Raw genomic sequence first — 25669 nt, 5'->3', positions numbered from 1 at the left:
GAGGACCCGCCCGGTGAACGTTACGGTTCCGGGACGGATTCCGCGCTCGGCATCCGGATGCTGACGCTCGTCACGGTCGCGAGATGATCGCTGTTCCCGGCGCGTCGCGTCGTGGAACTGTTCACGTCGAGTCCCCGCACGAAGACGTGGTCGATGCGGGCGAGGGGCAGGGAGGCCGGCCACGTCATGCCGAGGGTGCCGTCGGTCGGTCGGACCCAGTCGAGTTCGGAGCGGACCGCGCCCAGGGCCGGATCTGCCGATGCGGCGTTGAAGTCGCCGACGACGATGATCGAGTCCGCCTCGTCGTCGGCGACGGCCTGGGCGATGCCGGACAGCATCATGTCGCGGTCGTGCTGCTGCCCTGGGCGCACCGAGGCCGCGTGCAGGACGTAGACGGCGACATCGGCGTCCGGCGTCTGCACCGAGACGCGCAGGGCGCGCTTCCAGTCCAGGCCGAGCGTCAGGGGGACGGCGTCGTCGATCGGGAAGCGGCTCCAGACCCCCACCGTCCCGATCGCGTAGGAGTGCGGGTACTCCTCGGCCAGCGCGGCACTGGCCGCAGTGAGGCTGTCGGCGTCGAGTTCCGTGAGGGCGATCACGTCGGCGCCGAGGCTCGCGAGATCGTCGGCCGATGCGGCGGCTCCGCCGGAGTGCGCGCGCACGTTCTGGCTGACGACCGTCACGGGTGCGGCATCCGTCGCCGGGTTCGAGCCCGGTCCCGGGAGCGAAGGGAAGATCGCGAGGGTCCAGGCGAGAGCGGGGACCAGCAGGACGATCAGCACGCGTCGTGCCAGGAAGAGTGCGAGCACGGCCACGATCGCGAGAGCGAGCCCGGTCCACGGCAGGGCTGCAGCTGCGGCCGTGCCGATCGCCCCGGGGACCCAGGCGCAGATCACGGCGAACAGCAGGATCAGGCCGGATACCGCCACGAGCCGTCCGGAGCGCGCACGGGACCGCCGAGACGGCAGTCTCGGGACGGTCGGGCGGGGGGATGTGATGGCGATCGCGGGCTCCTCGGGCAGGACCTCCCATTCTGGGCGATCGTGCTGTGCGATCGCCGTGTGGAGGCACGCGGACGCAGAAGTGCCCCGGGTCGTCGACCCGGGGCACTTCCTTCCGTTCCGGAGATCAGGCGCGAGCGGCCTCCGACACGCGGCGTGCCGCAGCGAGAGCCTCTTCGAGGTCGGCCTTCAGGTCGTCGACGTTCTCGATGCCCACCGAGAGACGGACCAGGCCCGGCGTGACGCCGGCCGTGAGCTGCTGTTCGGGGGTGAGCTGCGCGTGGGTGGTCGATGCCGGGTGGATGACGAGCGAGCGCACGTCGCCGATGTTGGCGAGGTGGCTGAACAGCGACAGGCTGTTGACGAACTCGCGACCGGCCTCGACGCCGCCCTTGAGCTCGAACGACAGCACCGCGCCGACGCCCTTGGGGGCGTACTCGTTCGCCTTGGCGTACCAGGGCGAGGAGGGCAGACCCGAGTAGTTCACCGTCGCGACGTCGTCACGGCTGTCGAGCCATTCGGCGATCTCCTGCGCGTTCTGCACGTGGCGCTCGATGCGCAGCGACAGCGTCTCGACACCCTGGATGAGGTTCCAGGCGCTCTGCGGCGCGATGGCCGAACCGAGGTCGCGCAGCAGCTGCACGCGGGCTTTGATGATGTAGGCGAGCGGGTCGCCGACAGCGGCGGTGTAGCTGGCGCCGTGGTACGAGGGGTCCGGAACCGTGAGGCCGGGGAACTTGTCGACGTTCTTCGACCACTCGAACTTTCCGCCGTCGATGATGACGCCGCCGATGGTCGTGCCGTGGCCGCCGAGGAACTTCGTGACGGAGTGCACGACGATGTCGGCGCCGAACTCGAACGGGCGGATCAGGTACGGCGTGGCGATCGTGTTGTCGACGATCAGCGGGACGCCGTTCTCGTGCGCGACGTCGGCCACTGTGCGGATGTCGAGGATGTTGATCTGCGGGTTGCCGATCGTCTCCGCGAAGAACAGCTTCGTGTTCGGACGGACCGCGCGGCGCCATTCCTCCGGGTCGTCCTGGTTCTCGACGAAGGTGACCTCGATGCCGAGCTTGGCGAGGGTGTACTTGAAGAGGTTGTACGTGCCGCCGTAGATCGAGCTCGAGGCGACGAAGTGGTCGCCGGCCTCGGCGATGTTCAGCACGGCGAACGTGGATGCGGCCTGGCCGCTGGCGAGGACGAGGGCACCGGTGCCGCCCTCGAGCGCGGCGAGGCGCTGCTCGAGCACGTCCTGCGTGGGGTTCTGGATGCGCGTGTAGATGTTGCCGAACTCCGCGAGGGCGAAGAGGTTGGCAGCGTGGTCCGCGCTGTCGAACACATACGACGTGGTCTGGTAGATCGGCGTGGCGCGGGCCTTCGTCACCGGATCGGGCGCGGCACCCGAGTGGATCTGCTTGGTCTCGAAGCGCCAGGACTCGGGTGCGGTCATGTGTTCCCCCTGGAACGATTGAAGGTCGGATGGCGGATGCCGTTGCAGCGAGAGTACGGAATATCGGCTCGTGTCAACAAGGACCGGGAAATGTGACGTAACAGTGCCGGACCGCGAAATCGCGCGGGAACATCGTACGGTGGAGGCATGGTGATCAGACGTGCAGTGGTGACAGGTGCGAGCTCCGGGATCGGCGCGGCGACGGTGCGCGAGCTCCGCACCCGCGGATGGGATGTCGTCGGAGTCGCACGACGCGAGGATCGGCTGACGGCGCTCGCCGAGGAGACCGGGGCCTCGGCCATCGCCTGCGACCTCACCGACGCCGCGGCCGTCGACGCCCTGGTGGCCGAGCTCGAGAAGTCCGGGCCCGTGCACGCCCTCGTGCAGGTGGCCGGTGGAGCGCGGGGAACGGATCGCGTCGAGGACGCGTCGATCGACGACTGGCAGTGGATGTTCGACGCCAACGTGCTGGCGACGCAGCGCCTGGTGTCGGGACTGCTCCCGCTGCTGCGCCTCGCGGCCGCAGCGGATGGCCACGCGGACACCGTCTTCATCACGTCGACGGCCGCGCAGACGGCCTACGCCGGCGGGGCGGGTTACAACGCCGCCAAGGCCGCCGAGGCGATGCTGGTGCGGGTTCTGCGTCAGGAGCTGAACGGCGAGCCGATCCGCGTCGTCGAGGTCGCGCCGGGCATGGTGCACACCGAGGAGTTCACGCTGAACCGTCTCGGTGGCGACACCGTGGCGGCGGAGGCCGTGTACTCGGGTGTGGAGGCCCCGCTCCTCGCCGGCGACGTGGCCGATGTGATCGCCTACGCGCTGGAGTCTCCGGCCCACGTCAACCTCGACCTCATCACGATGCGTCCGGTCGCGCAGTCGGCGCAGCATCTCCTGGCGCGCGGCCCGCTGCGGGTGCGGTCCATCGACTGACGATGGCCCGTACCCTCGCCGAGCTCGCCGCTGACGGGCAGATCGATCCGGGATGGGCCGCAGCCCTCGCGCCGGCGCAGGACGAGATCACCGCCCTGGGGGAGCGGCTCCGCGCCGAGCAGGCCGCCGGCCGCAGATATCTTCCTGCCGGTGAGAACGTGCTGCGCGCCTTCCAGCGACCGCTGTCCGACGTGCGGGTGCTGATCACCGGCCAGGATCCGTATCCGACTCCCGGGCACCCGATCGGTCTGTCGTTCGCCGTCGACCGCGAGGTGCGCCCGCTCCCGCGCAGCCTCGCCAACATCTACAAGGAGCGTGAGAGCGATCTCGGCATCCCGCCCGCTCCGCACGGCGACCTGACGGCGTGGAGCGACCAGGGCGTGCTGCTGCTCAACCGAGTCCTCACCGTGCAGCCGGGTGCGGCGGCGTCGCACCGCGGCTGGGGCTGGGAGGGCGTCACCGAGCTCGCGATCCGGACCCTCGTCGCCCGCGACCAGCCGCTCGTCGCGATCCTGTGGGGGAAGGACGCGGCGAACCTGGAGCCGATGCTCGGGGAGACGCCGGTCATCGCGTCAGCGCATCCCTCGCCGCTCTCGGCCCGCCGCGGCTTCTTCGGCTCCCGGCCGTTCTCCCGGGCGAACACCCTCCTCGAGGAACTCGGCGCCGATCCGGTGGATTGGAGAGTGGAGGGCGAAGCGCCTTCCTCCCTAAGCTGAACCCATGCAGTTCGAGCCGGGGGACCGTCGTCGCGTCCTGCCGCGCCATCTGCGCCCGGAGGCGGCACCGGAGGTGTTCTCCTATGTGATCCGTCCCGCACGCGCCAATGATCTCGCGCACATCCGGGAGATCTACAACCACTTCGTGAGCAACTCCGCGGTGACGCTCGACGAGCGACGCAGCAGCATCCCGTACTGGCGGGACAAGTTCGCCCTGCTCGAGCGCCTCCAGCTGCCGTTCCTCGTGGCCGTCTCGCCGGCCGGCGTCGTGATCGGCTACGCGCTGGCGCAGCCGTGGGCAGGCAAGAACGCCTACCGCTACACCGTGGAGGACTCGATCTACCTCGGCCCCGGCGCCGGGGGCAAGGGGCTCGGCGCCGCGCTCCTGCAGGCGCTCATCGACGCGTGCGAGCAGATCGGACTGCGCGAGATGGTCGCCGTCATCAGCGACAGCGGCGCAGAGGCGTCGATCCGGCTCCACGCGAAGCTGGGTTTCGTCGAGGCGGGACGCATGGGTCGCGTCGGCTACAAGTTCGGCCGCGATCTCGGGACGGTCTACATGCGTCGCGTGCTCAAGCCGACCGGACGGCGACGCCGGAGCCTCTTCGGCGGACGCTGAGACGGATCCTACGGGTCAGGAGCCGGGGATCACCGGGATCGCGGAGAGCAGCGCCTTCGTGTAGTCGTGCTGCGGGTGCAGGAGCACGTCCGTCGTGGAACCTCGCTCGACGACGTGTCCGTCCTTCATCACGACGACTGTGTCGCACAGGTTCTGCACGACGCCGATGTCGTGCGACACGAGCAGCAGGGTGAGGTCGGTCGTGCGACGCAGCTCCATCAGCAGCTCGAGGATCTGCGCGCGCACCGTGACGTCGAGCGCGGACAGCGGCTCGTCTCCGACCAGGATGCGCGGCCGGTGCACGATGGCCCTGGCGATCGCGATCCGCTGGCGCTGCCCGCCGGAGAACTCATGCGGGTAGCGATCGGCCATCGCGGGTTCCAGTCCGACCTGCTCCAGCACCTCGCGGACCCTCGCCCGATGGTCGCCCTCGATGTCGAGCGCCCACAGCGGCTCGCGCACGATCTGCCCCGCCGACATCCGCGGATCCAGTGATGCGTAGGGGTCCTGGAAGACCAGCCCGGTCTCTCGGCGCAGCCAGTGCAGGGACTTCGCGGAAGCCGTGGCGTCCACGGGCCGTCCGCCCACGCTCACCGTGCCGGTCGTCGGGCGATCGAGCCCCAGCAGCAGGCGGACGAGCGTGGACTTGCCGGAGCCGGACTCGCCGATGACCCCCACGGACGATCCCTCGACGACATCGAGATCGGTCGGCGCGAGTGCGGTCTGTCTGCGGGTGCGCTCGAAGGTCGAGCGCTTCGGGACGATGAAGTCCCGGCTCAGCCCGCGCGCTTCGATCAGACTCATGCCGGACCGCCTTCCGGTCGCCAGAGCGTCGCCGTGGCGTCGCGCAGCAGCGCTTGCGTGACGGGCGAGGTCGGCGCGGTCAGGAGCGTGGTCACGGGTGCGGCCTCGACCACGCGTCCGTGCTCGAGGACGACGCCCTCTGTCGCCACCTGCGCGAGAACCGCGAGATCGTGGGTGATGAAGACGAGCGACATGCCCTCCTCTGCCACGAGCGAGAGCAGCAGCGAGAGGATCTCGGATTGGATCGTGACGTCGAGTGCAGTCGTCGGCTCATCGGCGATCAACAGTCGTGGACGGCAGGCGAGCGCCATCGCGATCGCCACCCTCTGCCGCTGGCCGCCGGAGAGCTGGTGCGGGTAGCGATCCACGATCGAGGCCGGGTCGGGCAGGCGGACGCGTTCCGCCTCGGCGATCGCACGATCTCGGGCCTCGCGGCGACCGAGCCCTCCGTGGATGCGGATGGACTCCGCGATCTGCCGGCCGACCGTCCGGATCGGATTGAGCGCGGTCCTCGGTTCCTGGAAGACGATGCCGATGTCGTCGCCGCGCAGCTTCGCGAGCTCGCGATCCGGCATGCCGATCAGCTCGGTGCCGTTCCATCGGATGCTGCCGCTCGCGGTGGCGCCTTCGGGGAGGAGCCCGAGCACCGCGAGGGCGGTGAGCGACTTGCCGGAGCCGGATTCGCCGATCAGTCCGAGACGGGAGCCGTCCGGCACGTCGAAGGAGATGCCGTCGACCACTCGACGTCCGTCGATCTCGACGACGAGGTTCTCGACCGCGAGCGTCACGCGACCACCGCCGGGGTGTGGAGCTCCGCCGCGCGGTGGCGCAGCGTCGGGTCCGTGGCCTCGCGCAGGCCGTCGCCGAGCAGGTTGAGGGCGAGGACCGTGATGGTGATCGTGAGCCCTGGCCAGATCACCGACAGCGGATGGACGCCGATGTAGCGCTGCAGGTCGGCCAGCAGGATGCCCCAGCTCGGTTCGACCACCGATGCGCCGAAGCCGAGGTACGACAGTCCGGCCTCGGCGAGGACCGCGACGGCCATCGACCAGGAGAGCTGCACGATGAAGACGGGTGCGACGTTCGGCAGCAGGTGCCGCGTCAGGCTCTGCCGGGGAGTGAGGCCGGAAGCACGGGCGGCGAGGACGAAGTCGCTCTGCTGCATCCGGCGCAGCTCTGGACGGGTGACGCGGGCGATGTTGACGCCGAACCCGATCCCGACCGCCCAGATGACGACCCAGAGCGAGCCGCCCCAGACAGAGGAGATCATCATGGCGATCAGCAGCACGGGGAACGCGATGAGGATGTCGACGAACACCGCGACGGTCTCGCGCACCCAGCGGACGGTGAGGGCGCCGAGCGCGGCGAGGGAGATGCCGATGACGGTGGCCACCACGCCGGCGCCGACGCTGACGAAGACGGCCGTCCGTGAGCCGGCCATGATCAGGCTGAGGATGTCGCGGCCGGTGTCGTCGGTGCCGAGCAGGTGGGGCCAGCTCGGCGGCAGCCAGCGATCGCCGATGTTCGACGACTGCGGGTCGAACGGCGTCCAGAACGATGACACGAGCGCGGTGACGGCGATCACTGCGACGACGATGAGTCCGAAGCGGCCCGTCGCCGTGGCCCAGAGCCGCGACAGCCAACGGGGGGTCATGCGGCCTCCCGCTGTCGGGGATCGATCGCGCGATGCAGCAGGTCGACGAGGAAGCCGATCACGAGCACGAAGCCGGTCAGCACGAGCAACTCGCTCTGCACCTTGATCAGGTCGCGGGTGCCGACGTCCGCCACGAGCATCCGCCCGATCCCGGGGAGCGTGAACAGCTGCTCGATGACGACGGATCCCACGATGATCCCGGCCACCTGGAGTCCCAGCACCGTGATGATCGACAGGCCGACAGCGGGGATGCCGTGCTGGATCAGCGCTCGCGTGCGCGTCAGGCCCTTCGCCGCGGCGGTGCGGACGAAGTCCTGGCCCGCCGCCTGCAGCGTGGCGCTGCGGACGAAGCGCATGAGCATCGCGCCCTCGACGATCCCGATCGTGAGCGCGGGGAGAAGGAGGGCTTCGATGGCGCGACCCGGCGTCGACCAGCCCGTGCGCGGGAACCCCTGGGGCGGCAGCCAGCCGAGCCAGACCGAGAAGACCACGATGAGCATCATGCCCGCCCAGACGACCGGCACGGCCGCGAGCGTCTGCGCGCCGACGCTGAGCGCGGTGCCGCCGCGTCGGCCGCGGAGAAGTGCGGCGAGGATGCCGAAGGGCACGGCGATCAGGATCGCGATCAGCAGCGCCATGATCCCGAGCGGGACGGTGACCTGCGCCTTGAGGAACAGTTCCTCGCCGACCGATGCTCCGGAGAGCAGCGAGGTGCCGAGGTCGCCCCGGAAGATGCCGCCGATCCAGTCGGTGTACTGCGTGAGGAGCGGACGGTTCAGCCCGAGCGACTCGCGGAGCGCGTCGACCTCGGCGGGGGAGGCCTGGGTGCCGGCGATCAGCTGGGCGACATCGCCGGGGAAGACCCTCAGCGTCAGGAAGATGAGCACGCTCGACACGAGGAGCCCTGCGATCAGCAGGGCCCCTCGGACGAGCGCGTAGCGGAGCACGGAGGGCCGACCGCTCCTACTTCTCGGCGGAGACGGTGACGCCGGCGAGGTTGATGCGCGAGTTGATCGAGTCCTCGGGGAACCCGGCGACGATCGGGCTCACAGCTGTGAGGGTCTCGCCGTTGTACAGCCAGTCCGCGGCGTGATCCTCGGAGACGATGCGCGCCGCCTGCGCGAGGAGTTCGGCGGACTTGTCGGGATCCACCTCGGCCTGTGCCTGCTCGTAGAGACCCTGGACCTCGGCGTTGTCGTAGCCGAAGTAGTAGTCCGGATTCGCGAAGTTGCCGAAGTCGCGCGGCTCGACGTGGAGCACGAAGCTGAGGTCGTAGTCGTGGTTCGTGTAGACGTCTTCGAGCCAGGCCGGGAACTCCACGGAGTCGACCTCCAGAGTCACGCCGACCTTCGCGAAGTCCGAGATCAGGACCTTCGGCACGGTCGTCCCGTAGAAGCTCGGGATCGTCAGGGTCAGCTCCAGATCCTTCTGACCTGCTTCGGCGAGCAGTTCCTTGGCCTTCTCAGGGTCGTACGAGATCACGTCGGAGAGGTCCTCGTAGCCCGGGTCGAGCTCCGGGATCGGCCCGTAGAGCGTGGTGCCGGCGCCGACCGCCTCGATGAGGGCCTCATGGTCGATCGCCAGGCGCAGCGCTTCGCGCACGCGGACGTCGTCGAGCGGTGCCTTCTTGTTGTTGAAGGCCAGCGTCGCCTTGTCGGTGGTGCGACCCTTCGTGAGCGTGAAGTCGCCGGAGTCCTCGAGCTGCGATGCGAGGTTCGGGTCGACCGCCGTCAGGACGTCGACGTCGCCTGCGAGCGCGGCGTTCACGCCGGCCGTGAAGTCGGGGATGTACTGGAACTCCACCTCGGCCACTCCGGCCGCTTCTCCCCAGTAGTCGTCGTTCCGCGCGAACGTGATGGTGCTGCCCTTGCTCCAGCGCGTGAGGGTGAAGGGACCCGTGCCGTTCTCGGCCGTCTTGAGGTCTGTCGTGTCGCCGGACTTGAAGATCAGGCCGGCGGGTCCGGTGAGCGCGAACAGGAAGTTCTGATTCGGCGCGGACAGCACGATCTCGACGGTCGTGGCGTCGGGGGCGGTGATCGAGGCGACCGAGGCGAACTCCGCGTTGCCCTGCACCGTCGTGTCGGTGCGCACGGTCTCGTAGGAGGCGACGACGTCGGCCGACGTGAGCGGCGTGCCATCGTGGAAGAGCACACCGTCGTTCAGCGTGAAGGTGTAGGTGAGTCCGTCGGCGGACACCTCGTAGTCGGAGGCGATCCGTCCCTCGATCTCGTTGTCCTGCGTGCGTGTCACGAGACCCTCGTAGATGTTGTCGATGAGGATCTGCTCGATGGCGGCGCCGCTGGTGTGCCGGATGTCGAGGTTGGTCGGCTCGAGGACCAGACCGACGTGCAGGGTGGCGTCCGGGTCGGGCTTCCCGGGAGAGGACGACGGGGTCTCTGCGGGGGTGCCGGTGCAGGCGCTGAGGATGACGGCGGTCGCCGCGAGGGCGGAGATCAGAGCAAGACGTCGGGTGCGTCGGAACATGAGGCGTTTCCTCTCGGTGCGGCAGTTGCTGTGTGCCGCTGGATCGAGCCTAGAGATGGGTGGAGGGATGCGGGGCGGTTGTGGAACGAATCGTCACAATCCGCTGCCCGTCGGGGTGCCCGCTGCGGTGGACGCGATGAGGTCGGCGAGTGCGGCCGGGGCTGTCTCCTGCACGTTGTGAGTGGCGTCGAGGACGACCACTCGCGCCTCCGGCATCCGGCTCTGCAGCTCGGCGGCATCCGGTTCGCTGACGAACCCGCGGCTGGCGCGCACCAGGGTGATCGGGGCGCGGACGGCCGCCAGGTCGTCCCAGCCGGTCTCATGCAGCACGGAGGGGGCGACGGCTGACCCGGGATCGTGGGCCGCGAGCGCCTGGGCGGCGAGATGCGCGAAATGATGCTTCCACTCGATGCGCCCGTCGGCGCGGACGCGGGTGTTGAGGAAGACGCCGCGTTCGGTCTCCGGCCGGGTTCCCCCGAAGCCGAGGGACATCGCCTTGTCGACGAGTTCGTCGCGGGTGGCGAAGTCGGTGGGTCCCTCGTAGAACGCGCGCAGCGCGGCCGGTCCGGCGCTCACGTCGATGCCGGGGGTGATGTCGACGATGACCAGCGCCGACACGAGATCCGGTCGGGTGGCGGCAAGGGCCGCGCCGGTGAGCCCGCCGAGCGACTGGCCGACGATGAGCTGGGGCTGTTCGGTCCAGGCGTCGAGAGCCGCGGCGACATCGACGGCGAGCGTGCGCGGCGTGTAGTCGGCGTCGGACCGCCAGGAGGAGTCGCCGTGGCCGGCGAGGTCGATCGCCAGCAGGGGCTGCCGCAGGGCCAGCGAGGTGGTGTCCCAGGTGTGCGCGTTCAGCCCGGCACCGTGCAGCAGCGTGACCCGGGGCGCCTCAGTGCCGAAGCGCAGCGCGCTCACCGCGCGACCATCCGGGAGGGAGAGCGCGATGCGCTCGACCGGGGGGAGAGGCACGCCCAGAGCGTCGGCCTGTGCGGGAAGATAGCTGAACTCGGTGATGTCGATCGCCACGTCCATATTCTGCTCCTCGTCTTTAGCGGCAGGAAATTGGAGAGCGATATGACAAGCAATATGGAGACATCATTGGACATATTCGCGTCCAGGACATGTCCGCGTTGATCATTTCGCATTTCGATGACCTTGCGCGGTCGCGAACATGCTGCCTCTACGGCGAATATCATGGAGACATGAGCGAGACGCGCGTGCACCTGTCCAAGACCGAGCCGGCGGCTTATCAGGCGCTCGACGCTTTCGCGCGGACGGTCGGCGACATCTGCGCCGCGAACGGCATCGACGATCGGCTCAAGGAGATCGTCATGATCCACTGCTCGCAGCTGAACGGGTGCAGCTACTGCGCCCGCCTTCACGTCGATCGGGCGCTCAAGGCCGGTCTCGACACCGACACGATCACCCAGATCCCGGTGTGGCGGGAGAGCGGCGTGTTCAGCGACAGGGAGCGCGCGGCGCTCGAGCTCGCCGAGGCGTTCACCTTCATCTCCGAGGACGGCGTGTCCGACGAGGTCTACGACCTGGTCGGCAGCGTCTTCACCGAGAAGGAGTACGCGGCGTTGAGCTGGGCCTGCGTCTCCATCAACGCCTTCAACCGCATCGTCATCGCCGGCCGCTACCCGGTGCCGCCGCGCACCCCGCAGGCACAGGCATGACGATCCTCGACATCGACGGCGTCAACAACGTCCGCGACGTCGGGGGGATCCCCGCGGAGGGCGGACGGATCCGCTCGGGAGTGCTGCTGCGATCAGGGCAGCTGTCGGGAGTGACGTCCGCGGGCGCCGCGGCGCTGCAGGGCAGCATCCAGCACATCGTCGACTTGCGCGACGGCGAGGAGGTCGCGGCCGAGCCCACCGAGATCGAGGGCCCCGAGACCACGCACCTTCCGCTGTTCCTCGGCTCCGTGCGCTCGTTCTTCGAAGCGGATACGAGCCTCGATGATCTCTACCTGCATCTGCTCGAGGAGAGCGGAGAACGCCTGGTGGAAGCCATCCGGATCATCGCGGCGGGTGAGCCCACGCTCGTGCACTGCACCGTGGGCAAGGACCGCACCGGCGTGACCGTCGCCCTCGCGCTGTCTGCCGTAGGCGCTGATCGCGAGGCCGTGATCGCCGACTACGCGCTCACCGAGTCGCAGCTGCCGGCGCAGCGATCGCAGCGCATCGCGGCATACCTGCGATCGCAGCATCCGGAGGCGGTGCACGCCGTCGCCCTCGCGACGCAGTCGCCGGCACCCGTGATGCGGAACCTGTTGGAGCAGATCGACGAGCGCTGGGGATCGGCGGCCGGCTATCTGCGCGCCAAGGGGATGACGGACGCCGAGCTGGCGGCTCTGAAGAGGGCACTGGTCGAGGAAGGTTAGGCAAGCCTTCACTTGGTGTACGATGGAGTCACCATGAACACCTCCCTCGAGCTCCGCAGCACGCGCGCCCAGCGCCGCGAAGCGCGTCGCCGTGCACACCACCTGGTGACCGCTGACGAGCACTCGCTCGCCGACCTGGAGATGTTCCTGGCCACCCTTCCGCTGTGCGCCTCCGGCCGCATCTTCATCGAGGTTCCCGACGCGTCCGACATCGGCGTGGTCGAGGCTCCCGGACGCATGACCGTGACGTGGCTCGCCCGCGGACAGCGGTCCGGCACGCCCGGGTCCGGGCGCTCCTGCGCACCGGGACAGGCTCTCGCGCGCGCCACCTGCGCGTGGGCGGACGAGATGATGTGCGACGACGAGATCCAGACGAACGTCACTCTTCTCGGCGGCTACCTCGGCACGGCCGACATCGTCGATCATCTGACGAACACGCTCGACATCGAGCCGGCGCTCATCCACGCTCCCGAGCGTTTCGGGCTGCTGCCCGCCGACCGCTGATCCCTCAGCGCCCGCGTCGCACGTAGTTGCCGTCCTCCAGGCCCGCCTCGATCTCGAAGCGGTTGCGCAGAGGATCGCGTCCGGCGAACAGGTAGAGCAGGGGCATCAGGAAGCCGTAGCGCAGCCACTGCTCCTTGTGCACCGCCTCGTGACGGAGTACAGCGTCGGTCGGACGCGTATCCCCGGTCAGGAAGCACCCGCCGACGCAGACACCGCCGCGGTTGAACGTCCATTTCGGCATGCCCTGGAAGATCCAGAGACCCGCGCGGCGCTCCACGGGGCCCGTGCTCCACAGGGAGCCCCAGAGCCAGCCCACCGCCGTGCCCCACCAGTAGCCGGCGCGGCTGATCGGCGACCGGAGCAGGAAGGCGGGGATGCGGCGATCGAATCGTCGCCCGCGGGCGAGCGCAGCCTCGGCTTTCGGTCGCCAGTCGCCGCTCACGCGACAGCCCCGACGAGTCGGAGAAGAGCGCCGAGATCGTCGACCGCATCCGCCGGCGAGCGAGGAGCGAAACCGGCGATCGTGGCGCCGGCGAGCGGGACCTGCTCCCGCAGCCGACGGATCGCCGCGCTGAGCGCGGCGGGGGAGGCTCCGAACGGGGCGGCGGACGACACCCCGGCGAGGTCGGAGGGATCGAGCACGTCGACGTCGATGTGCACCCACACGCGGGAGGCTCCCGTGGCGCGGACGGCCTCGGCCAGCGCATCCGTGCGATCGAGGTCGTCGACCGAGAGCTGCGTGAGCGTGTCGAGCTGGTCGATCTCGGCGTCGTCGACATCGCGCATGCCGACGGTGATGACGCGATCGCGAGAGATGCCGGGGGAGAGCACGATCTGCTCCTCGCCCTGACCCAGCACGGCGCGCAGCGCCATCCCGGAGAAGGCTCCGGATGGCGAGGTCTCCGGCGTGTGGAGGTCGCCGTGGGCGTCGCACCACACCACGGCGAGGTCGTCCGTCCCACCCGGTATCGCGGCGAGAGCGGCGACGGTGACGCTGCAGTCGCCGCCGATGATGATCGTGTCCTCCTGCAGATGCTCGCGCAGCAGCTCGCGGGTGCGCAGCAGCGCGCTCAGGCGACGGACGCCTGTGCCCAGCGACTCACCGGCCTCGACGGGCGCGTCGAGCACGGTCGTGGCTGCGCGCGGAAGGTCGCCGGCGATCGCGGAGGCGCCGTCGACGAGGAGCATCGCACGCGGTGCGGGCGAGCCCTGCCACTGCGGAACGACCAGGAATCGCACCATGGGTTGCCTCCGGGGGAGAAAGCGCCGATGCCCCGGACTCTGGTGGTGTCCGGGGCATCAGCGGGGTGTGTCAGGAGCCTTCGATGGCCTGGCGGGGAGCGGCGCCGCCGGCCTTGAGCTCGGCGAGGCGGGCCTCGACCTCGGTCAGCTCGCCGAGGTCTTCGAGGCTCTCGAACTGCGCGTCGAGGCTGGAGGCCGCGAGCTCGATCTTGCCCTGAGCGATGGCCTCCTGGCGGCGGACCTTGTCCTCGAAGCGCCCCAGCTCGCTCGTGGGGTCGAGGACGTTGATCGAACCGACGGCATCCTGCACCTTGGTCTGCGCCTCGGCGACCTTGGCGCGGGCGAGCAGCTCGCTGCGCTTGTTCTTGAGCTCGCCGAGCTTGTCCTTCATGCCGTTGAGGCCGCTCTTGAGCTTGTCGACGATCTCGGTCTGGGCGGCGATCTGCGGCTCGGCGCCGGTGGCCTCGCGCTCGGCGCTGATCTGGCGCTGCAGTGCGATCTTCGCGAGGTTGTCGAACTTGTCTGCATCCGTCGAGTTCGTCGCGCGCATCTCGTCGGCCTTGCGGCTGGCGGCGAGAGCCTTGTTGCCCCACTCGGTGGCGGCCTGGACATCTTCCTCGTGGTCGCGCTCGAGCAGGCGCAGGTTGCCGATGGTCTCGGCGATCGCGGACTCGGCGTCCGCGATGCTGTTCGTGTAGTCGCGAACGAGCTGATCGATCATCTTCTGCGGGTCTTCCGCCGAGTCGAGGAGCGAGTTGATGTTCGCGCGGACGAGGGTCGAGATACGTCCGAAGATGGACTGCTTGGTCATGCGTGGTTCCTTTCAGAGGGACGGATTCGTGAACTGTCGATGAGTGTCGATGTGCGGATCAGAAGCGCCTACCTCCGGATCGTCCACTGCGGCCGCTGCTGCTGCGGGAGCTGCTCCGCGAGCTGCTGCGGGAGCCGCCGCCGAAGCCGGAGCTGCGGTAGCCGCCGCCTCCACCGGATCGCCAGCTGCTGCTGCGCGAGGAGCTTCCGCCTCCGCCGCCTCCGGAGAGGAGACCGCCGATGATGCCGCCGAGGATGTCGCCCCCGAGTCCGGAGCCGCCGGACGAGCCGGAGCCGCCGAACAGCCCGCCTCCCCAGCTGTCGTCCGCGGAGGCGGGGGAATTGTAGGACTGCACGTCGGACTGGGCGGCGTAGGTCGCCTGCCGCACGAGTTCGACCGCCCGGTTGGCCTCGGCCAGTGCAGCGTCGGCATCCGTCGCGCGCAGGTTCTGCGCCTGCGTCAGGCTGGCCTCGGCAGCGGCGAGGCGCGTGCGTGCGGTGGAGCCGACCGTGCCACGGCGGGTCTCGATGAACTCGCGCGTCGCACGGATCTCGGAGTTCGCCTGGGTCAGCGTCTGATCGAGAACCTGCTGCACCCGGCGGCCGCGTTCCACGGTCTCCCGACCGTGCGCGAGAGCGGCGTCGATCTGCGTGTTCGCGGCCGTCAGCGTCTCGAGCGCGGCCTGAGGATTGCGGGTCGCGCCGGCGAGCTGCGTCTGCGCCAACTGGAGATGCTGGGCCGTCGCGGATGCGGCTGCGGCGATCGAGCCGTCGGCGTCCGGAAGCTGCGGGGCGGCGGTGAGGTCGCCCTGCAGGTCGGCGATCAGCGCCTGCGCCTGGGTCTCGATCGTCGCGAGCTCCTGCCCGAGTGCCGTGATGGCCTGCGCGAGCTGCGCCGACTGCGCGACCGACTGCTCGGCGGTGCGGATCGCGAACGCCGCTTCGCCGGGTCGCCCCGCCGCGACCGCCTGGGCTGCGGCCTCGATCGACCGATCCGCGAGCGTGGCGCGCTCCTGCGCGTGAGCGGGGTTGTCCGACACGGTGCTGAGGGCTGCGGGATCGTACGAGGCCGACAGCGTCGCCAGAGCGGGAGCGGCCGCGGCCAGAACCGGCGCCAGCGCGGCCCGCTCGCCGCGGACCCTCTCCAACTCCTGGGGGGCGTTCTGCTCGAGCTTGCGCAGTTCGTCGAACGCCTCGGTGTTCTCTTCGAGGACATCGCCGATCTCATCGGAGATCTGGATGATGCGGATGTGCCATGCCCGACGGTCCTGGACTGTGTCCTCGATCTCGTCGTCGAGCTTCTGCTTGAGATCGAACGCCTCGGACATCTTCGCCTTCGCCGCCTCGACGGCGTGCGTGAACTCGGCGGTGGCGCCCTCACCGAACTGCGCGACGGCGAATCCGAGCTCTTCCTTGCTCGAGGTGATCGCATCGTCGGCCTGCACGAGGGCGATCCCTGCCTGGGTCTCGATCTGCTCGTCGGTGAGCGTGGAGAACGGATCGTTGGGGTCGGGCGTCTCGGGCATCGCGCCGCGCCGCCGCACCTCCGCGTTCCGCCGGGAGCGGCGGACGAGCGCGATGACGAGCCAGAGGAGCAGGCCCGCGGCGACGACGGCTCCGATGATCAGCGCCACCCGCAGAGCGCCGGCGCCGCCGTCGCCCTGGATCTCGTCGGCCGCGAGCGTGATCGCCCCGACCCAGTCGTTCTGCGAGGCGAGCGGGACCATCTTGTTCTCGACATCGTCGAGCTTGGCGTCGCTCAGCGGGCCGTCGGGTGCGGCCGAGATGTAGTAGCTGCGACCCTCCACGGCGATCGCGAGAAGGTACTGCTCGGAGCCGAGGTTGTTGCTCTGCGCGACGGTGTCCGCCCACTCGGCGTTGTCGGAGGGGGAGGAGAAGTCATCGACGAGCACGACGAAGAGGTCGGCGTTCGAGTTCGCGCTCAACTCCGTCAGGCGGGCCTCGACGGTCTCCTCTTCCGCGGAGCTCAGCACCCCGGCGTCGTCCGTGACGTACCCGGAGTCGAGCGTGAGCGGATCGGTGGCGGATGCCGCGGAGGCGGAGAACGCCCCTGCGGCGGCGGCCACGGTCAGCGCGGCCAGCGTGAGCCACCGTTTCGTCATGCTTTTCCCTCCGACCGGCAGCCGAGCCCCATGGCACGAGTCTATGCACAGAGGCCGACACGCGACAGCACTCGATGCCTGATCTCCGTTCGCCATCAGCGGAGACACATACGCTGGAAGGCATGGATGACCGGTACGGATCGGATGTGCTGTCGGCAGGCTGGCGCGAGCGCGGGGTGAAAAAGGTGCCCCAGGTGCCGGCCGAGACCGACCTCGTGGTCGAGGTCGCGGACGACGGCTACTGCGGTGCCGTGACCCGTGTGCAGGGCGGCAACGTCGAGCTCGAGGACCGCCTCGGCCGCAAGCGCCTGTTCCCGCTCGGCGGAGGGTTCCTCATCGACGGCGCACCGGTGCGACTGGTCGTTCCCGCCGCGAAGGAGCAGGGGCCGCGGCGCACGGCATCCGGATCCTTCGTCGTGGGTGATCAGCGCGCACGCGTCGCCCTGCCCAGCCGCATCCTCGTCGAGGGCAAGCACGACGCCGAGCTCGTCGAGAAGGTCTGGGGAGCCGACCTGCGCGTCGAAGGCGTGGTCGTCGAGTTCCTGCAGGGCGTCGATCTGCTCGACGATCTGCTCGCCGCTGAACCGCCGAGTGCGAGCCGCCGCTACGGCGTGCTCGTCGACCACCTCGTGCCCGGATCGAAGGAGTCCCGCATCGCGGACGCCGTGGCCCGCGGTCCGCACGGCCGTCACCTCCGCATCGTCGGTCACCCCTTCGTCGACGTGTGGCAGTGCGTGACGCCGCGCGCACTCGGGATCGCGAAGTGGCCGGAGATCCCACGCGGCACCGACTGGAAGACCGGCATCTGCCGGGCGTTCGGCTGGCCGCACGAGACCCAGGGCGACACCGGGCGCGCGTGGCAGCACATCCTCTCGAAGGTCACGACCTACCGCGATCTGGAGCCCGCGCTGCTGGGTCGCGTCGAGGAGCTCATCGACTTCGTGACCGCGCCGGCGGAGTGAGCGTCTCCGCCGACTACCCTGGATTCATGCCCGAACCCCGCACTTTCCGTGACGAGCCGGTGTCCTTCGTGCGCCGCAGCGGCCGCATGTCCGAGGCGCAGGACCGCGCCTTCTCCGACCTGGCCCCGCACTACCTGCTCGACGTCCCGCGGGACGTGGCCTGGACCTCGGTGCACCCGGAGGCGCGCCTGGATCCGGCCACGGAATACGGTCGCGCCGCCGACCTCTACGTCGAGATCGGCTCGGGGCAGGGGCACGCGATCGTCGCGGCGGCCTCGTCGCGCCCTGCTGACGACTTCCTCGCCGTCGAGGTCTTCCGTGCCGGACTCGCGCGCACCATGCTCGACGCCGATCGGGAGGGCGCCCGCAACCTCCGCGTGGTCGAGGCCAACGCGCCCGAGGTTCTGGCCTCGTTCCTCCAGGAGGCCGCGGCCCGGGAGGTGTGGATCTTCTTCCCCGACCCGTGGCACAAGAAGAAGCACACCAAGCGGCGTCTCGTGCGCGCGGGCTTCGCCGACAACGCGGCCAGAGCGCTGCGCGACGGCGGACTTCTGCGACTCGCCACCGACTGGGAGGACTACGCCCTGCAGATGCGTGACGTGCTCGATGCGGAGCCGCTGTTCGAGCGCGCGTTCGACGGCGAGTGGGCCGACCGCTTCGACGGTCGGGTCATGACGGCGTTCGAGCGCAAGGGCATCGCGAAGGGGCGCGACATCCGCGATCTCGTGTATCGGCGCCGGGACCGCGCGTGACCGTCGTGCGGGGCGATACCGCGCTCCAGCGCGGCATCGCACCCGCGCTCCTCGTCTGCGCCGCCGCGCCCGCGTTCTTCGTCCTGGAGATCCCGTGGCTCGGCTGGGCGCTGCTGGCGCTGGGAGTCGGTGCCGCCTGGTTCGTCGAGCGGGGGAGGGTGACGGCATCCGCTCCCTCGCTGACCAGGGACCTGTCGCTCATCGCCGTGGGCATGCTGATCGTCAGCATCATCCCGCTCGCCGCCGAGCTCGACAACCTGGCGATGCTCCGGTTCACCCTGGCGCTGGGCGGGGCGGTCGTGGTGCCCTATGTGATCTCGCGGTTCGTCTACCGTGACCGGGCGATCAGCTTCCCCTGGCGGACGCATCGCCGATGGGGGCGCCTCCAGTGGGGCTGGCTCGTCGCGGTGCTGGTGCTCGGGTGGCTGATCCTGCCGTTCTACTTCATCACGAGCGGCGTCTACCAGAACTGGCCGGTCGTCGACACGCCCGAACTCATCGTGCGCCTGTTCGTCGGCGTCGGCGCCGTGGGCATCTGGGACGAGCTGTTCTTCATCTGCACGGTGTTCGCCCTGCTGCGGCGGCACTTCCCGGACATGGTCGCCAATGTGCTGCAGGCGATCGTGTTCGTGTCGTTCCTCTGGGAGCTCGGCTACCGGGAGTGGGGTCCGCTGCTCACGATCCCGTTCGCTCTCCTGCAGGGCTTCATCTTCCTGCGGACGCACTCGCTCGCCTACGTCGTCACGGTCCACCTGTTGTTCGACGCGGTCGTCTTCGCGGTCCTCGTGCACGCGCACAACCCCGGCCTTCTGCCGATCTTCCTCGTGTGAGCCTGCCGGTCTGAGAGAATCAGTCCATGCTCATCGTCGGTCTCGTCCTCGCCGCCGCAGCCGCGGCCTTCCACGTGTTCATCTTCGCGCTCGAGTCGCTGAAGTGGACCGAGCCCGAGACGAGGAAGATCTTCGGCGTGGCCAGCGAAGCGGATGCCGTCACGATGAAGCAGCTCGCCTTCAACCAGGGCTTCTACAACCTCTTCCTCGCGCTGACGACCCTGCTCGGTATCGGCCTCGTGATCGTCGGCTCACCCACCGTCGGGTTGACGCTCGTCTTCGCCGGTACCGGCATGATGGTCGCCGCCGCGCTCGTGCTGGTGCTCTCCGACCGCACGAAGGTCCGCGCCGCTGTGATGCAGGGAACGCTCCCGCTCCTCGCCGTGATCGGCACGGCTATCGGCGTCGCCCTCAGCTGACAGGGGTGACATCAGGTCCACCAGCCGCCACACTCGTTGCATGGCCGACTGGGTGCTGCATGTGGACATGGATCAGTTCATCGCCGCCGTCGAAGTGCTCCGCCGCCCGGAACTCGCCGGCCGCCCGGTGATCGTGGGCGGACGCGGTGATCCGACGGAGCGCGCCGTGGTCTCGACCGCGTCCTACGAGGCGCGGGCGTTCGGCATCGGCTCGGGGATGCCGCTCAAGATCGCCGCGCGGAAGGCGCCGGAGGACGCCGTCTTCCTGCCGGTCGATCACGATGCGTACGCATCTGCCTCCGCAGACGTGATGGCGGCACTGCGCACGCTCCCCGGCGTCGTGCTGGAGGTGATCGGATGGGACGAGTGCTTCCTCGGGGTGACCACCGACGACCCGGAGCGGACGGCTCGCGACGCGCAGGCCGCCGTGCTCGAGGCGACCGGACTGCACTGCTCCGTCGGCATCGGCGACAACAAGGTGCGCGCCAAGATCGCGACCGAGTTCGGCAAGCCGCGGGGTACCTTCCGACTCACCGAGGACAACTGGTTCGAAGTGATGGGCGCGAAGCCCACGCGCGATCTGTGGGGCGTCGGGTCGAAGGTGCAGAAGCGTCTCGCCGAACACGGCATCGCGACGGTCAGAGAGCTCGCCGACGCCGACGAACAGGAGCTGGTGACGGAGTTCGGCCCGAAGATGGGTGTCTGGTACCACGGGCTCGGCTCCGGCCTCGGACCGCACGTCGTCGACGACACGCCGTGGGTCGCGCGCAGTCACAGCCGGGAGACGACCTACCAGCAGAACCTCACGACCGCGGCGGAGGTCGAGACCTCGATCCGTGAGCTGGCCGGTCACGCCTTCGACGACTGCGCCGCGGAGGGGCGGCCGGTCATCCGTGTGCATCTGAAGGTGCGGTACGCGCCCTTCGAGACGAAGACGTTCGGCCGCAAGCTCCCGGCCCCGACCGATCGGCGTGCCGACGTCATCGACGCGGCGGTCGCGCTCGGGTCCACGCTGGACGCCGAGCGCGAGATCCGTCTGCTGGGCGTGCGCGCCGAGATGGCGATGCCGGACGACGGCGACGCCGTCGAACGGACGCCGGTGCGAGGGCGGATCTGAGCAGGGGAGCCGAGGCTCACTCGTCGTAGACGCCGAAGAGCCCCGACCCGTACCGGGTGACCGCCTCGTACGCCTCGCCGTAGGTCTTGGGAGGCTTCGAGCCGGGGTTGTAGCGGGCGAGGAGAAGACCGGTGAGGCCGACCGCCGGTGCCGTGAGCGGACGGTGCTTGTGCTTCGTCGCGGACGAGGTCGCGTCGTCCTCCTCCGGGTTGCGCCCGACGTAGAGCGCGCGCGGCTTCGGCCAGGTGTAGGGCTGCCGCGGCTCGGTGAGGTTGACCGCATTGAAGATCGGGTTGGCCGTCTGATCTCTCAGGGTCAGAGGTGACAGCCCGTGCTGACGGCAGAGCGTGTTGATGATCGAGCCATGATGCATCTCGTCGTGGATGACGGTCTCTTTGGCCGTGTAGGCGCTGACCACGATCGCGGGCACCCGCACCCCGAGCCGATCGAAGACGAAGCCCATCTCGCCCGGACCGCTGCGGTCGGGTGGCGTCGTCTGCGGCGGGGCCACGTGATCGTACGTCCCGCCGTGCTCGTCGAAGGTGATGACGAGCGCGGTGTTCATGGCGTTCGACCCCTTGTGCGACTTGCTCGTGCGGATCGCGTCGTAGATCTCCTGGACGAGCCGATCGCCGGCGCGGACGTCGGAGAGGGCGCTGTTGTAGACCGGCACGGTCTCGCCGTCGATCTCGACGTCGGTCTCTCGGACATGCTCACCCCACGGCGGATGCATGTCGTTGTGGTTGAACACCATGCGGGGTTCGATGAAGCTGTAGGCGGGAAGGTCGCCGTTCTTCGCGTCCTCGTGGAACTGGCTCATCTCCCGGAAGTTGGTCTTCCAGTAGGGCTGCAGGACGGGAGAGTGGAGGAGTCCCGTGAGGGAGACCAGCTGCGAGCCGTCGTAGTAGATCCGCCAGGGGATGCCCGCCTCCTCGAGGCGGTTGAAGATCGTCGGCGCGGGCGGGCCGTCGATCCACTTGTAATAGCCGTCCCCGCCGTGGTTCGTCACGTACCCGTGAGAAGTCGACGCGTGGAAGAAGAGGCGGTTGCAGAAGGTCTGAGACGGAACGGCGGCGTGCCACGCGTCGTAGACGGCGAACTCGCGGGCGAGCGTCGAGAGCACGGGCATCATCTCGGGGCTGAAGCCGCCCATCGCCACCCGGTACTCGTCCGCCGTCGGAGGTCGGCCCTTGTCGAGCTCGAAGTTGATGATGTAGTCGCGCACGAACCCGTCGTTCGTGGGGGTCGCCCCGGTCGGCGGCGTGTTGAACGGCGGCATCTGGCCGTTCTTCCGGATGTGGGCGTTGCCCGCGGGGTCGACCGTTCCGAAGAGCTGGGTGTTCACATGCGGGAAGTGCTCCCCGGGGTCCGGCTGGGGCGACTGCATGATGTGGTCCGTGGACCCGGAGTAGATGTGCGCCTCGATCGCTTCGCCGTCCGGGCCGGGGTTGGAGTACGAGCCCTGGGCGAGCCCATCGAACTCGTCCTTCGACTTCTCCTCGGCGCTGTAGAGGTGGCCGAGCATGTTGTCGAAACTGCGGTTCTCGAACATGACCACGACGACGTGATCGAATCCCGGGACCTTGCGCGTCGGAAGCGGTGCGAATTCGGGCGGACTGGCGGTGGCCGCAGCCGTGACCGCTGCACCTGCCGAGCCGCCGATCGCGAGGCCCGCGGCGCCGATGCCCGCTCGACGAAGAAAGTCACGACGTGACTGCGGCGAGGACGTGTCCCCGTCTCCCTGCGTGCTGCTTGGATCTTCCACCCGCACCTCCTCTCGCATAGTAGCAACGCGCGCGAGCGCCGAGCGTCGACGGCGACCAACGGATATATCGCTAAGGTCTAGACATGGTGGAGCGTGTGCGATTCGACAGGAATGCGCGGTACGGCGCGAGCATGGGCGGCGTGCTGTTCGCTGGCTATCTGAACATCATCACGAGCTTCGATGCGTTCATCCAGGCGGAGAACTACGCCGGGGTATTGGGCACCGACATCCCGATCGTGGACGTCTTCGAGTTCCTGGTGTGTCTCGGCCTGTACATCGTGTCGTTCGCGATCTTCCCCACTTCGGCCGCGCGGCGTCTCGGCGCCATCACCCTGGCCTGCGTGACATTGCTGCTCTGGGCCACGATCGGCATCGAGCGGGGTGTGGGCAACATCGTCGAGCCGGTCGGCCTGTGGCAGTTCATCACCGATCAGGGGTTGATCACGCTGATCGTGAGCCTGGGCGGATGGCTGATCGTCAGGGAGCGCACCCCCGCGGCGTACGTCGTCCTCCTGCTGGCGCTGATCTCTCCCATCGTGAGCAGGCTTCTCGTCGAGAGCTCTGTGACCTCAGGGGCCTACGCGCTCGTGACTCTCGGCGTGGTGGTCATCATCGGGATCGGCGGCGCCTGGGCCGCCGTCGCCATCGACAGATGGATCCGCGCGCGGCGCTCACGTTCGGAAACCGCGCCCCTCAGCGGATGACCGCTGCCACCGCGCTGACCTCGATCAGCGCACCCGGGACGCCCAGGCCGGCAACGAGTGCCGCGGTGACCAGGGGTGGCGCCCCCTCCCGCGCCAGCTTCGACGCGACCGCGCCGTAGGCGGCGCGCAGGTCGGCATCCTGGTGGATGAGGACGGTCCAGCTGATGACGTCGTCGAGCCCCGCGCCGGCCGACTCCAAAGCGATCCTGGCGTTCTCGACGGCGCGGGCCGACTGCTCGGCGGCGTCGGCCGAGACGACGGCTCCCGCGGTGTCGACGCCGTTCTGACCGCCGACGTAGATCGTGGTCGCACCCGGGGGCACGACGGCGACGTGACTGAATGCGGGGCTGACGACGAGCCCCTCGGGCTGAGCGAGTGTGATCTCCATGAGGGGAGTGTGCACCTGGGTTCGGACACTCCACAACCGGGAGGGCGCCGTCGGCGGACGCCCTCCCGAGGCGTGTCAGAACTTCAGCAGGACCTTGCCGACGCGGCCGGGGGTGCCGCTGGCGCGCACGGCATCGGCGATGTCGGCGGCATCGAAGACGCCCGCCACGGGAAGCGTGAGCGTGCCGTCGGCGATGCGCTGGAACAGCTCTCCGAAGAGGGCCTTCCGGTCGGCCGGGTCGAGCGCCGGGATCACCTTGCTGCCCCAGAAGCCCTTGACGGTGGCCTGCTTGAAGATGACGTCGGAGGACGCGATCTCCATGGTCGGCGAATCCATCGCCCCGAAAGCGACCAGCGTGCCGCCCTCGGAGAGGAGCGAGAGCACGTCCCCGGCCGATGCTCCGCCGACCGAGTCGACGCCGGCCACGACGCGGGCCCCGCCGATGAGAGCGGCGGCCTGCTCCTTCCAGTCGTCCTGGTCCGTGGCGATCACGTTGGCGATGCCCTGCGCACGGAGCTCCTCGACGCCGGCGGAACGGCGGACGAGTCCGAGGACGTTGATGCCGCGAGCGGCACCCAGCTGCGCCAGCATCCGCCCGACGGCGCCGTTCGCCGCGTTCTGGACGATCCAGTCGCCCTCCTCCACGATCAAGAACTGCAGCAGGGTCATCGTGCTGAAGGGCATCGACACGAGCTGGGCGGCGCTCTCGTCCGGCAGCGAGTCCGGCACCGGGACGAGTCCCGCCGCGTTCGCGAGGATGTACTCGGCCCAGGCACCGAACGTGCCGCCGGTGGCGACGCGCTGTCCGACGGTGAGATGTTCGACACCTTCGCCCACGGCGTCGACGATGCCGAGCGCCTCGGTGCCGGAGGCCGCGGGAAGCTCGGGCTTGAAGCCGTAGGTGCCGCGGACCGTCCACAGGTCGTGGTTGTGGATGGGGGAGAGGACGATGCGCAGGCGCACCTGACCGGGGCCGGGCTCCGGGACGGGGCGTTCCTGGACCTCGAGGACCTCTTCGGGTGTGCCGAACGTGGAGTGGATGAGTGCGCGCATGGTGGTTCTGCCTCTCAGGTCAGTCGTCGGAGACGGTGATGGTGACGTCGATGTTGCCGCGGGTCGCGTTCGAGTACGGGCACACCTGGTGCGCGGCATCCGCGAGGGCCTGGGCCTGCTCGTGCGGGATCTCGGGGATCACGACCTCGAGCTCGACGGCGAGTCCGAAGCCGCCCTTGCCGTTCTGGCCGATCTGCACGCGAGCGCCCACCGAGGAATCGGCGATGCGCACCTTCTGGGCGCGGGCGACGCTCTGCAGAGCCGAGTGGAAGCACGCCGCGTACCCGGCGGCGAAGAGCTGCTCGGGGTTCGCACCGTCGCCACTGCCGCCCATCTCCTTCGGAATCGCGAGATCGAACTCGACGCGGCGATCGCTCGTGGCGACGTGGCCGTCGCGTCCGGCTCCGGTGGCGAGGGCCTCTGCGGTGTAGAGAGCTTCCATGGGTGCGGTTCTTCCTTCCGATGGGGTGGTCATTCGCTGCCGTGAGTGCTGGCGGCGGCGGAGTTCGTGGTCGCGTCCTGCAGGAGCGCGGTGAGCTCCTGCAGCTCGGCGATGAGTCGGCGGCGGTGCTCGTCGTCGCGGATGCCGGAGAAACGGGCGACCTGCGCCGGGATGGCGGCGAGCTCGCCGCGCAGCGCCTGGCCCTCCGGGGTGAGGTTCACCGTGACGACGCGCTCGTCGTCCGCGCGGCGTGCTCGCGTGACGTGGCCGGCCTGCTCGAGCCGGCGCACCAGCGGCGACAGGGTGCCGGAGTCGAGCTGCATCGCCTCGCCGAGCGAGCCGATCGTCTGGTCGCCTTCGTGCCAGAGGATGGCGAGGACGAGGTACTGCGGATAGGTGAGACCCCAAGGGGCGAGCAGCACGCGATACGCCTGCGTCGTGGCGCGGGCAGCGGAGTAGAGCGAGAAGCACACCATCTCATCCGTCACAGCCATAGCTGGAGTATGTCACGCAA

At 69.3% G+C, this 25669-nt stretch carries 29 protein-coding genes; 12 read left to right on the top strand and 17 right to left on the bottom strand.

Annotated features, from left to right (window positions below):
* Positions 1 to 20 precede the first annotated feature (20 nt).
* Positions 21 to 929: an endonuclease/exonuclease/phosphatase family protein gene (locus ABD648_RS04580; protein WP_282213801.1), complete on the bottom strand. Its 909-nt coding sequence runs from the start codon at positions 927 to 929 to the stop codon at positions 21 to 23.
* A 199-nt stretch (positions 930 to 1128) separates the two neighbouring features.
* Positions 1129 to 2451, bottom strand: coding sequence for a bifunctional o-acetylhomoserine/o-acetylserine sulfhydrylase (locus tag ABD648_RS04575; RefSeq protein ID WP_282213800.1), 1323 nt, complete (start codon positions 2449 to 2451; stop codon positions 1129 to 1131).
* 147 nt (positions 2452 to 2598) lie between these two features.
* On the opposite strand from ABD648_RS04575, the gene ABD648_RS04570 reads away from it, so the two are divergent.
* From ABD648_RS04570 to ABD648_RS04560, 3 genes are read left to right on the top strand one after another with little or no spacing between them, the layout of a single operon-like run.
* On the top strand, positions 2599 to 3381 hold the full coding sequence (locus tag ABD648_RS04570) for an SDR family oxidoreductase (RefSeq protein ID WP_282213799.1): 783 nt from the start codon (positions 2599 to 2601) through the stop codon (positions 3379 to 3381).
* Between the two features lie 2 nt (positions 3382 to 3383).
* Entirely contained in the window at positions 3384 to 4097 is a 714-nt protein-coding gene (locus ABD648_RS04565; RefSeq protein WP_282213798.1) for a uracil-DNA glycosylase, read from the top strand.
* A gap of 4 nt (positions 4098 to 4101) precedes the next feature.
* The gene (locus tag ABD648_RS04560) at positions 4102 to 4716 is read left to right on the top strand and encodes a GNAT family N-acetyltransferase (protein ID WP_282213797.1); all 615 of its coding nucleotides are present in this window, start codon (positions 4102 to 4104) and stop codon (positions 4714 to 4716) included.
* 15 nt (positions 4717 to 4731) lie between these two features.
* On the opposite strand, the gene ABD648_RS04555 is transcribed toward ABD648_RS04560, so the two are convergent.
* From ABD648_RS04555 to ABD648_RS04530, 6 genes are all read right to left on the bottom strand, one after another.
* Entirely contained in the window at positions 4732 to 5520 is a 789-nt protein-coding gene (locus ABD648_RS04555; RefSeq protein WP_282213796.1) for an ABC transporter ATP-binding protein, read from the bottom strand.
* Positions 5517 to 6308 carry an ATP-binding cassette domain-containing protein gene (locus ABD648_RS04550; protein WP_282213795.1) on the bottom strand — a complete coding sequence of 264 codons (792 nt, stop codon included), beginning with the start codon at positions 6306 to 6308 and terminating at the stop codon, positions 5517 to 5519. Before ABD648_RS04550 ends, ABD648_RS04555 begins: the two co-directional genes overlap by 4 nt.
* A complete protein-coding gene (locus tag ABD648_RS04545) occupies positions 6305 to 7174 on the bottom strand; it encodes an ABC transporter permease (RefSeq protein WP_282213794.1) in 870 nt (289 codons plus the stop codon). The genes ABD648_RS04550 and ABD648_RS04545 overlap by 4 nt, the downstream gene beginning before the upstream one ends.
* Positions 7171 to 8121, bottom strand: coding sequence for an ABC transporter permease (locus ABD648_RS04540; RefSeq protein ID WP_282213793.1), 951 nt, complete (start codon positions 8119 to 8121; stop codon positions 7171 to 7173). The genes ABD648_RS04545 and ABD648_RS04540 overlap by 4 nt, the downstream gene beginning before the upstream one ends.
* 16 nt (positions 8122 to 8137) lie before the next feature.
* Positions 8138 to 9658 carry an ABC transporter substrate-binding protein gene (locus ABD648_RS04535; RefSeq protein ID WP_282213792.1) on the bottom strand — a complete coding sequence of 507 codons (1521 nt, stop codon included), beginning with the start codon at positions 9656 to 9658 and terminating at the stop codon, positions 8138 to 8140.
* A 93-nt stretch (positions 9659 to 9751) separates the two neighbouring features.
* Positions 9752 to 10690, bottom strand: coding sequence for an alpha/beta fold hydrolase (locus tag ABD648_RS04530; RefSeq protein ID WP_282213791.1), 939 nt, complete (start codon positions 10688 to 10690; stop codon positions 9752 to 9754).
* Positions 10691 to 10860: 170 nt separating this feature from the next.
* Between ABD648_RS04530 and ABD648_RS04525 the strand changes: the two genes are divergently transcribed.
* Genes ABD648_RS04525 through ABD648_RS04515 form a run of 3 tightly spaced genes read left to right on the top strand, consistent with a single transcriptional unit; the run spans position 10861 to position 12548 of the window.
* Entirely contained in the window at positions 10861 to 11337 is a 477-nt protein-coding gene (locus tag ABD648_RS04525) for a carboxymuconolactone decarboxylase family protein (protein WP_282213790.1), read from the top strand.
* The gene (locus ABD648_RS04520) at positions 11334 to 12044 is read left to right on the top strand and encodes a tyrosine-protein phosphatase (RefSeq protein WP_282213789.1); all 711 of its coding nucleotides are present in this window, start codon (positions 11334 to 11336) and stop codon (positions 12042 to 12044) included. Before ABD648_RS04525 ends, ABD648_RS04520 begins: the two co-directional genes overlap by 4 nt.
* 33 nt (positions 12045 to 12077) lie before the next feature.
* Complete coding sequence (locus ABD648_RS04515; RefSeq protein WP_282213788.1) at positions 12078 to 12548, top strand: SIP domain-containing protein; 471 nt, start codon at positions 12078 to 12080, stop codon at positions 12546 to 12548.
* 4 nt (positions 12549 to 12552) lie between these two features.
* Here ABD648_RS04515 and ABD648_RS04510 read toward each other — a convergent pair whose 3' ends face one another.
* The 4 genes from ABD648_RS04510 to ABD648_RS04495 all read right to left on the bottom strand — a co-directional run bounded on the left by ABD648_RS04510 (position 12553) and on the right by ABD648_RS04495 (position 16723).
* A complete protein-coding gene (locus tag ABD648_RS04510; protein WP_282213787.1) occupies positions 12553 to 12990 on the bottom strand; it encodes a Fe-S oxidoreductase in 438 nt (145 codons plus the stop codon).
* The gene (locus ABD648_RS04505; protein ID WP_282213786.1) at positions 12987 to 13790 is read right to left on the bottom strand and encodes an arginase family protein; all 804 of its coding nucleotides are present in this window, start codon (positions 13788 to 13790) and stop codon (positions 12987 to 12989) included. The genes ABD648_RS04510 and ABD648_RS04505 overlap by 4 nt, the downstream gene beginning before the upstream one ends.
* 70 nt (positions 13791 to 13860) lie before the next feature.
* Positions 13861 to 14601 (bottom strand): PspA/IM30 family protein, encoded by a 741-nt coding sequence (locus ABD648_RS04500; protein ID WP_282213785.1) that lies wholly within the window; start codon positions 14599 to 14601, stop codon positions 13861 to 13863.
* Between the two features lie 58 nt (positions 14602 to 14659).
* A complete protein-coding gene (locus tag ABD648_RS04495; protein WP_282213784.1) occupies positions 14660 to 16723 on the bottom strand; it encodes a TPM domain-containing protein in 2064 nt (687 codons plus the stop codon).
* A gap of 122 nt (positions 16724 to 16845) precedes the next feature.
* On the opposite strand from ABD648_RS04495, the gene ABD648_RS04490 reads away from it, so the two are divergent.
* The 5 genes from ABD648_RS04490 to ABD648_RS04470 are packed head-to-tail and all read left to right on the top strand — an operon-like array spanning position 16846 to position 20803.
* Positions 16846 to 17685: a DUF3097 domain-containing protein gene (locus ABD648_RS04490; protein ID WP_282213783.1), complete on the top strand. Its 840-nt coding sequence runs from the start codon at positions 16846 to 16848 to the stop codon at positions 17683 to 17685.
* A 26-nt stretch (positions 17686 to 17711) separates the two neighbouring features.
* Positions 17712 to 18437 (top strand): tRNA (guanosine(46)-N7)-methyltransferase TrmB, encoded by a 726-nt coding sequence (trmB, locus tag ABD648_RS04485; RefSeq protein WP_282213782.1) that lies wholly within the window; start codon positions 17712 to 17714, stop codon positions 18435 to 18437.
* Positions 18434 to 19267 (top strand): CPBP family intramembrane glutamic endopeptidase, encoded by an 834-nt coding sequence (locus ABD648_RS04480; RefSeq protein WP_282213781.1) that lies wholly within the window; start codon positions 18434 to 18436, stop codon positions 19265 to 19267. The genes trmB and ABD648_RS04480 overlap by 4 nt, the downstream gene beginning before the upstream one ends.
* Positions 19268 to 19293: 26 nt before the next feature.
* Positions 19294 to 19686, top strand: a complete 393-nt coding sequence (locus ABD648_RS04475) for a DUF1304 domain-containing protein (protein ID WP_282213780.1) — start codon at positions 19294 to 19296, stop codon at positions 19684 to 19686.
* A gap of 40 nt (positions 19687 to 19726) precedes the next feature.
* Positions 19727 to 20803 (top strand): DNA polymerase IV, encoded by a 1077-nt coding sequence (locus tag ABD648_RS04470; protein WP_282213779.1) that lies wholly within the window; start codon positions 19727 to 19729, stop codon positions 20801 to 20803.
* Positions 20804 to 20819: 16 nt separating this feature from the next.
* On the opposite strand, the gene ABD648_RS04465 is transcribed toward ABD648_RS04470, so the two are convergent.
* Entirely contained in the window at positions 20820 to 22568 is a 1749-nt protein-coding gene (locus tag ABD648_RS04465) for an alkaline phosphatase family protein (protein WP_282213778.1), read from the bottom strand.
* 83 nt (positions 22569 to 22651) lie between these two features.
* Between ABD648_RS04465 and ABD648_RS04460 the strand changes: the two genes are divergently transcribed.
* The gene (locus ABD648_RS04460) at positions 22652 to 23272 is read left to right on the top strand and encodes a hypothetical protein (RefSeq protein ID WP_282213777.1); all 621 of its coding nucleotides are present in this window, start codon (positions 22652 to 22654) and stop codon (positions 23270 to 23272) included.
* Here the strand turns inward: ABD648_RS04460 and ABD648_RS04455 are convergent.
* From ABD648_RS04455 to ABD648_RS04440, 4 genes are all read right to left on the bottom strand, one after another.
* Positions 23262 to 23660 (bottom strand): RidA family protein, encoded by a 399-nt coding sequence (locus ABD648_RS04455; protein ID WP_282213776.1) that lies wholly within the window; start codon positions 23658 to 23660, stop codon positions 23262 to 23264. The genes ABD648_RS04460 and ABD648_RS04455 overlap by 11 nt on opposite strands.
* A gap of 75 nt (positions 23661 to 23735) precedes the next feature.
* Entirely contained in the window at positions 23736 to 24713 is a 978-nt protein-coding gene (locus tag ABD648_RS04450; protein WP_282213775.1) for a zinc-binding dehydrogenase, read from the bottom strand.
* 19 nt (positions 24714 to 24732) lie between these two features.
* Entirely contained in the window at positions 24733 to 25155 is a 423-nt protein-coding gene (locus tag ABD648_RS04445; protein WP_282213774.1) for an organic hydroperoxide resistance protein, read from the bottom strand.
* Between the two features lie 29 nt (positions 25156 to 25184).
* Positions 25185 to 25649, bottom strand: a complete 465-nt coding sequence (locus ABD648_RS04440) for a MarR family winged helix-turn-helix transcriptional regulator (RefSeq protein WP_282213773.1) — start codon at positions 25647 to 25649, stop codon at positions 25185 to 25187.
* Positions 25650 to 25669 lie beyond the last annotated feature (20 nt).

The organism is Microbacterium luteolum (assembly GCF_039533965.1).
Lineage (GTDB): Bacteria > Actinomycetota > Actinomycetes > Actinomycetales > Microbacteriaceae > Microbacterium > Microbacterium luteolum.
Note: the sequence above shows the minus strand (reverse complement) of the source record. Positions and strands in the feature narration are given on the sequence as shown.

Coding starts and splice junctions, on each gene's coding strand:
- ABD648_RS04445 (WP_282213774.1), bottom strand. CDS start 25,155: ATGGAAGCTCTCTACACCGCAGAGGCCCTCGCCACCGGAGCCGGACGC.
- ABD648_RS04520 (WP_282213789.1), top strand. CDS start 11,334: ATGACGATCCTCGACATCGACGGCGTCAACAACGTCCGCGACGTCGGG.
- ABD648_RS04530 (WP_282213791.1), bottom strand. CDS start 10,690: ATGGACGTGGCGATCGACATCACCGAGTTCAGCTATCTTCCCGCACAG.
- ABD648_RS04525 (WP_282213790.1), top strand. CDS start 10,861: ATGAGCGAGACGCGCGTGCACCTGTCCAAGACCGAGCCGGCGGCTTAT.
- ABD648_RS04560 (WP_282213797.1), top strand. CDS start 4,102: ATGCAGTTCGAGCCGGGGGACCGTCGTCGCGTCCTGCCGCGCCATCTG.
- ABD648_RS04555 (WP_282213796.1), bottom strand. CDS start 5,520: ATGAGTCTGATCGAAGCGCGCGGGCTGAGCCGGGACTTCATCGTCCCG.
- ABD648_RS04490 (WP_282213783.1), top strand. CDS start 16,846: ATGGATGACCGGTACGGATCGGATGTGCTGTCGGCAGGCTGGCGCGAG.
- ABD648_RS04470 (WP_282213779.1), top strand. CDS start 19,727: ATGGCCGACTGGGTGCTGCATGTGGACATGGATCAGTTCATCGCCGCC.
- ABD648_RS04505 (WP_282213786.1), bottom strand. CDS start 13,790: ATGGTGCGATTCCTGGTCGTTCCGCAGTGGCAGGGCTCGCCCGCACCG.
- ABD648_RS04545 (WP_282213794.1), bottom strand. CDS start 7,174: ATGACCCCCCGTTGGCTGTCGCGGCTCTGGGCCACGGCGACGGGCCGC.
- ABD648_RS04495 (WP_282213784.1), bottom strand. CDS start 16,723: ATGACGAAACGGTGGCTCACGCTGGCCGCGCTGACCGTGGCCGCCGCC.
- ABD648_RS04570 (WP_282213799.1), top strand. CDS start 2,599: ATGGTGATCAGACGTGCAGTGGTGACAGGTGCGAGCTCCGGGATCGGC.
- ABD648_RS04455 (WP_282213776.1), bottom strand. CDS start 23,660: ATGGAGATCACACTCGCTCAGCCCGAGGGGCTCGTCGTCAGCCCCGCA.
- ABD648_RS04515 (WP_282213788.1), top strand. CDS start 12,078: ATGAACACCTCCCTCGAGCTCCGCAGCACGCGCGCCCAGCGCCGCGAA.
- ABD648_RS04565 (WP_282213798.1), top strand. CDS start 3,384: ATGGCCCGTACCCTCGCCGAGCTCGCCGCTGACGGGCAGATCGATCCG.
- ABD648_RS04460 (WP_282213777.1), top strand. CDS start 22,652: ATGGTGGAGCGTGTGCGATTCGACAGGAATGCGCGGTACGGCGCGAGC.
- ABD648_RS04500 (WP_282213785.1), bottom strand. CDS start 14,601: ATGACCAAGCAGTCCATCTTCGGACGTATCTCGACCCTCGTCCGCGCG.
- ABD648_RS04535 (WP_282213792.1), bottom strand. CDS start 9,658: ATGTTCCGACGCACCCGACGTCTTGCTCTGATCTCCGCCCTCGCGGCG.
- ABD648_RS04475 (WP_282213780.1), top strand. CDS start 19,294: ATGCTCATCGTCGGTCTCGTCCTCGCCGCCGCAGCCGCGGCCTTCCAC.
- trmB (WP_282213782.1), top strand. CDS start 17,712: ATGCCCGAACCCCGCACTTTCCGTGACGAGCCGGTGTCCTTCGTGCGC.
- ABD648_RS04450 (WP_282213775.1), bottom strand. CDS start 24,713: ATGCGCGCACTCATCCACTCCACGTTCGGCACACCCGAAGAGGTCCTC.
- ABD648_RS04575 (WP_282213800.1), bottom strand. CDS start 2,451: ATGACCGCACCCGAGTCCTGGCGCTTCGAGACCAAGCAGATCCACTCG.
- ABD648_RS04440 (WP_282213773.1), bottom strand. CDS start 25,649: ATGGCTGTGACGGATGAGATGGTGTGCTTCTCGCTCTACTCCGCTGCC.